Source organism: Pseudonocardia pini, from assembly GCF_013870575.1.
GTDB classification, from domain to species: Bacteria; Actinomycetota; Actinomycetes; order Mycobacteriales; family Pseudonocardiaceae; genus Pseudonocardia; species Pseudonocardia pini.
Genome location: NZ_JACBXB010000405.1, coordinates 1 through 4,924 on the forward strand (window position 1 = coordinate 1; position 4,924 = coordinate 4,924).

General features: G+C 72.6%; 3 protein-coding genes, 1 other RNA gene and 2 pseudogenes. 4 read left to right on the forward strand and 2 right to left on the reverse strand.

The window, feature by feature from the left end; translation table 11 throughout:
* Positions 1-257 precede the first annotated feature (257 nt).
* Positions 258-386: pseudogene (locus tag H5J29_RS36605) on the forward strand (TraM recognition domain-containing protein); the annotation flags it as partial.
* Positions 387-749: 363 nt separating this feature from the next.
* Here H5J29_RS36605 and rnpB read toward each other — a convergent pair.
* Positions 750-1,158, reverse strand: an RNA gene (gene rnpB, locus H5J29_RS20730) — RNase P RNA component class A.
* Positions 1,159-1,173: 15 nt separating this feature from the next.
* A complete protein-coding gene (locus H5J29_RS20735; RefSeq protein WP_220187705.1) occupies positions 1,174-1,851 on the reverse strand; it encodes a GntR family transcriptional regulator in 678 nt (225 codons plus the stop codon).
* A gap of 144 nt (positions 1,852-1,995) precedes the next feature.
* On the opposite strand from H5J29_RS20735, the gene H5J29_RS20740 reads away from it, so the two are divergent.
* The 3 genes and pseudogenes from H5J29_RS20740 to H5J29_RS20750 form a co-directional block, all read left to right on the forward strand.
* Positions 1,996-2,982, forward strand: coding sequence for a BMP family protein (locus H5J29_RS20740; RefSeq protein ID WP_181782713.1), 987 nt, complete (start codon positions 1,996-1,998; stop codon positions 2,980-2,982).
* Position 2,983: 1 nt separating this feature from the next.
* Complete coding sequence (locus tag H5J29_RS20745) at positions 2,984-4,648, forward strand: ABC transporter ATP-binding protein (protein WP_181782714.1); 1,665 nt, start codon at positions 2,984-2,986, stop codon at positions 4,646-4,648.
* Positions 4,645-4,924, forward strand: a pseudogene (locus tag H5J29_RS20750) (hypothetical protein); the annotation flags it as partial. The gene H5J29_RS20745 and the pseudogene H5J29_RS20750, both read left to right, overlap by 4 nt.

Sequence of the window (4,924 nt, forward strand, 5' to 3'; positions counted from 1 at the left end):
ACACGGCCACGGACCCCGGTCCGGAGATCCTGCACCTCATCCTAGATGGCCCAACCGCCCCCGCCGACCGCCGCGCAGGCAGGCTGCGCCGGCCGACTCGCCGGGCAGGTGGCGTCGCGAACCTCCTCGAGCAGCGCGACGAGCTGCCGGGCCTCCGCCTCGGACAGTGCTCCGAGGCCGAACAGCAGCAGCGATAGGAGCTCGTGCTCACGGTGCGCTACAGCCACTACGGCTCCCGCGGCATCCGGGTCCTCACGATGCTGCAGAGCGACCAACAAGGCGTCGGCGTCTGGGGTGACCAGGGCAGGGACGCCCTCTGGTCCGCCGCCACGATCACGATCGTCGGCGCCGGCGTCGGCGACCATGCCTTCCTCCAGAAGGTCACCGGGCTCATCGGCGACCACGAGGTCGCCACGATCTCCACCACCCGCGCCCGCGGCAGCGGTAGGTGCGCACCATCCGCGAGGACGGGCCCGACGGCTCGCGGAGGCAGGGGGCGAGTGGTCGCGGATCCAGCGACGTCTCGGGCATGCGACCGCCGCCGAGACCTTGGACACCTACGCACACCTCTGGCCGGACTCCGACGATCGCACACAGGAAGCCCTCGACTCGGTCCTCGAGGCGTCGAGGGAGGGCGCGCCCGAGGACGAACAGTTGATCAGCCTGATGCAGGAGATCAATGCCACTGTGCCCGAATCGCGCCCGAATCAGGGCCGTCGTCAGCATTCCCACAGGTCAGAAGTACAGGGCGGACGAGCAGGCCTGTAAGCCGGATCCTGTTCCCGGGGGCCTTGCGGCGTCCCGTTCGGCGACCATCCATCTAGGCCTACCGTCACCGGCAGGCTCGAGCGGCCTACCCGCAGGCTCGGGCGGGCCGCCCTCGAACACCTGCGCAGCTCTCCGGGGAGAGCCTCTTGGCCTTGCTCCGGGTGGGGTTTACCGAGCCACCCCGGTCACCCGGGGTGCTGGTGGTCTCTTACACCACCGTTTCACCCTTACCCCCGACTCGCGCCGGAGGCGGTCTGTTCTCTGTGGCACTGTCCCGCGGGTCACCCCGGGTTGCCGTTAGCGAACCACCCTGCCCTGCGGAGTCCGGACTTTCCTCGGCGGCCCTCTGCCATCACGACAGGGGGCCGACGCGGTCGCCCGGCCTGCTCGTCCGCACCGCCGATGCTACCGGCGACGGGTGCGGGTCGCCGCCACCGGGTCGATCACGGACCATCCCTTCGCGAGGGCGATGCTCTCGTCGCGGCCCGAGGTCACGTGCTCGAACATGTGCCGGGCCGCGAGGTCGGCGTCCCCGGCGGCGACGGCGTCGTAGACCTCCTGGTGCTCGTCGCACTGGAGCACCAGGTCACGCTGCTTCGTGAGGTGGAACAGCCACTGCACGCGGGCCGCCAGCGGACCCATCATCACCGACAGCAGCGGGTTGGCCGCCACCTCGACGAGCACCCGGTGGAAGCCCGAGTTGGCCGCGGCGACGCCGGGGTCGTCGCAGCGGGAGATGGCGTCGCGGGCCAGGTCCATCTGCTCCCGGAGCCGACCGAGGCCGTCGTCGGAGGCACGCTCGGCCGCCAACCGGACGGCGAGGACCTCGAGGCTCTCCCGGACGTCGAACAGGTCGCGGACGTCGTCGGCGGTGAACGGGGCGACGATCGCCCCCTGCCGCGGCACGAGGACGACGAGGCCGTCGTTCTGCAGGAGCTGCATGGCCTCGCGCAGCGGGATCCGGGAGACCGCCAGCTCCGCGGCGAGGTCGCGCTCGATCAGCCGCTCCCCCGGCTGGTAGACCAGGTTGACGATCCGGCTGCGCAGCTCGGCGTAGGTGCTGTCGCGCAGGGACCCGGTCACGCGGACCACCGTAGCCCGCGCGCCGCTGCGGACCGGCTCATGTTTCGACACGATCTTGATCGCCTTACTCATCGGTAACACCGTCGCAATACAGGATCTCCACTCTTCCCCTTAGCGGTATACCACTAAGAGAGAAGAGTTCCGATGCCCCGCACCCGACGCCCCGCCGCTCTCGGCGCACTCGCCGTCACGGCCGCGATCGCGTTGTCCGCCTGTGGCTCCGGCGCCACCGAGTCCTCCACATCGGACGCCCTGAAGGTCGGCGTCTTCTTCCCAGGGTCCGTCTCGGACACCGGCTTCATGCAGTCCGGCTTCCTCGGCTACCAGCGTCTCGAGCAGGCGGGCGGGGTCGAGCTGAGCTATGTCGAGCAGGTCGAGGCCTCCGACTACGAGCAGGCCCTGGTCCGGTTCGCGAGCCAGAACGACCTGGTCGTCTCGCTCGGCGGACAGACCGACGCCGACGTCCGCAAGGTCGCCCCGCAGTTCCCCGAGGTGAGGTTCGTGGAGATCGGCGGCCCCGCCGACGCCGCCCCCCTGCCCAACCTCGCCTACTACGACCCGCAGCAGGCCGAGGCCGAGTTCCTCTCGGGCGCGGTGTCCGCGATGAGCGCGCCGAGCGGCGCGGTCGGGTTCGTCGGCGGCGTGGAGCTGCCCGCGATCGTCAACGCCGCGACCGCCTACGGCAACGGCGCGCGCTTCGCGAAGCCGGACGCCACGGTCCTCCCGCCGCAGTACGTCGGCGACTTCAACGACCCGGCCAAGGCCAAGCAGGCGGCGTCGGCCACGTTCGGCGCGGGTGCCGACGTCCTCGGCCAGATCGTGAACCTGGGCAAGCAGGGCATGCAGCAGGCCGCCCAGGAGGGCGGCAAGGCCATGGTCGGCGGCCCGATCCCCGGCGACTGCGCCGACGGCCGGTACGTCGGCTACGTCCACACCGACATCGGCAAGGAGATCGAGTACGCCGTGTCGGCCGTCCAGGGCGGGACCTGGAAGGCCGAGCAGGTCCGCTTCGGTCTGACCTCCCCCAACGGCGGCACGGACTTCGTGCTCTGCAGCCAGGACCCCGCCGTCGTCGCCACCCTCCAGAAGGCCGAGGCGGACCTCGCCTCCGGCGCCGTTCGGCCCTACTGACATGGGCGGCCTCCTCGAGCTGAGCGGGCTCGGCAAGCGCTACGGCGCGGTCGGGGACACCTGGGCGCTGCACGACGTCAGCCTCTCGGTCGCCGCCGGGACCGTGCACTGCGTCCTGGGTGAGAACGGGGCGGGCAAGTCCACCCTGTGCAACCTGGTCAACGGCGGGGTGCGGGCCACGACCGGCCGCATGGCTCTGCGCGGCGAGACCTACTCCCCCGGCTCCCCGGCCGACGCGCTCGGCCGCGGTGTGGCCATGGTGCACCAGCACTTCTCGCTGGTCTCGACCATGACCGTGCAGGAGAACCTGCAGTTGGTCCGACGCCGTGGGCTGCGGGAACGGCTGGACCGGATCGCCGACGAGTTCGGCCTCGTCGTCGACACCGGGCGCCGGGTCGCCGACCTCCCGGTCGGGGCGCGGCAGAAGGTGGAGATCGTCAAGGCCCTGCTGCCCGACCCGGACCTCGTCCTGCTCGACGAGCCCACCGGCGTCCTCGACGGCGCCGAGATCGACGCCCTCATCGGCACCTGCCAGGCCGTCGCCGCCTCCGGGCGGGCGGTGGTCCTGGTGACCCACAAGCTCGGCGAGGTCGCCCGGGTCGCCGACGCCGCCACCGTGCTGAGGAACGGGTCGGTCGCCGGCGGCGGGCGGCTCTCCGAGGTCCCGGTCCCGCGGCTGCTGTCGCTGATGCTGGGCAAGGACCCCGCCGACCTCGACGCCGACACCGCGGGTGCGGTGGGGCTCGAGCCCACAGAGATCGGAGGGAACGCGCGCTCCGCGCCGTCGGAGGGGGCGGGGACCGCGCTGAGCGCACGAAACGTGCACCCAGCGTCGTCCGAGGGGGCGGGAACCGCGCTGAGCGCACGAAACGTGCACCCAGCGTCGTCCGAGGGGGCGGGAACCGCGCTGAGCGCACGAAACGTGCTCTCCGTGCGGGGTCTCACCGTCCGTGGCCCCGACGGCACCTCCGCCCTCGCGGCCGCCGATCTCGACCTGCGGGCCGGGGAGATCACCGGGATCGCCGGTGTGGAGGGCAACGGGCAGTCCGAGCTGGTCCGCGTCCTCTCGGGCGCGTTGCGCCCCACCGAGGGCACCGTCCTGCTCGCGGACACCGACATCACCACCGCCACCCCCGCCGTCCGCACCCGCCACGGCTTGGGCGTGGTGCCCGAGGACCGGCACCACGAGGGCATCGTCGGCGCGCTGTCGGTGGCGGAGAACCTCTTCCTCGCCGACCTGGACCGCTTCCGGAGGCGGGGGCTGCTGCAGCGCAAGGCGCTGGACGCCGCCGCGGCCGCGGTGATCGCCGAGTACCGGATCCGCACCGACGGGCCGCGCGCGGAGATGCGGTCGCTCTCCGGCGGCAACCAGCAGAAGGTCGTCCTGGCCCGCGAGCTGGCGATCGACGGGCTGCGGGTGCTGGTCGCCGCCCAGCCCACCCGCGGGCTAGACGTCGGCGCCGTGGCCGCCGTCCTCGCCAGGCTGCGCGAGGCCGCGGACCGCGGGGTCGCCGTGCTCGTGGTGTCCAGCGAGGTCCCGGAGCTGCTCGCGCTCTGCGACCGGATCCTCGTGGGCTACCGGGGCAGGCTCCTCGGCCCGGTCGACGCCCGCGAGCCCACCGCCGCCGCCGAGATCGGCGCCCTCATGACGGGAACAGCAGCATGAACCGCCTCCTGCATCCTGCGACCGTGGCCGCGGGCGCGGTCGTCGTCGCCCTCCTCGCCGGGCTCGTCCTGGCCGCCGTCGCCGGGGCGGACCCCGGTACCGCCGTCGCCGCGCTGGTCGAGGGCATGGTCGGCACGCCGTACGCCATCGGCGAGTCGCTCAACGGCGTGGCGGTGCTGATGCTGGTCGCCGCCGGGTTCGTCGTGGCCTACCGCGCCGGTCTGGTCAACGTCGGCGGCGAGGGCCAGCTCTGTGCCGGCGGCATCGCCGCCACCG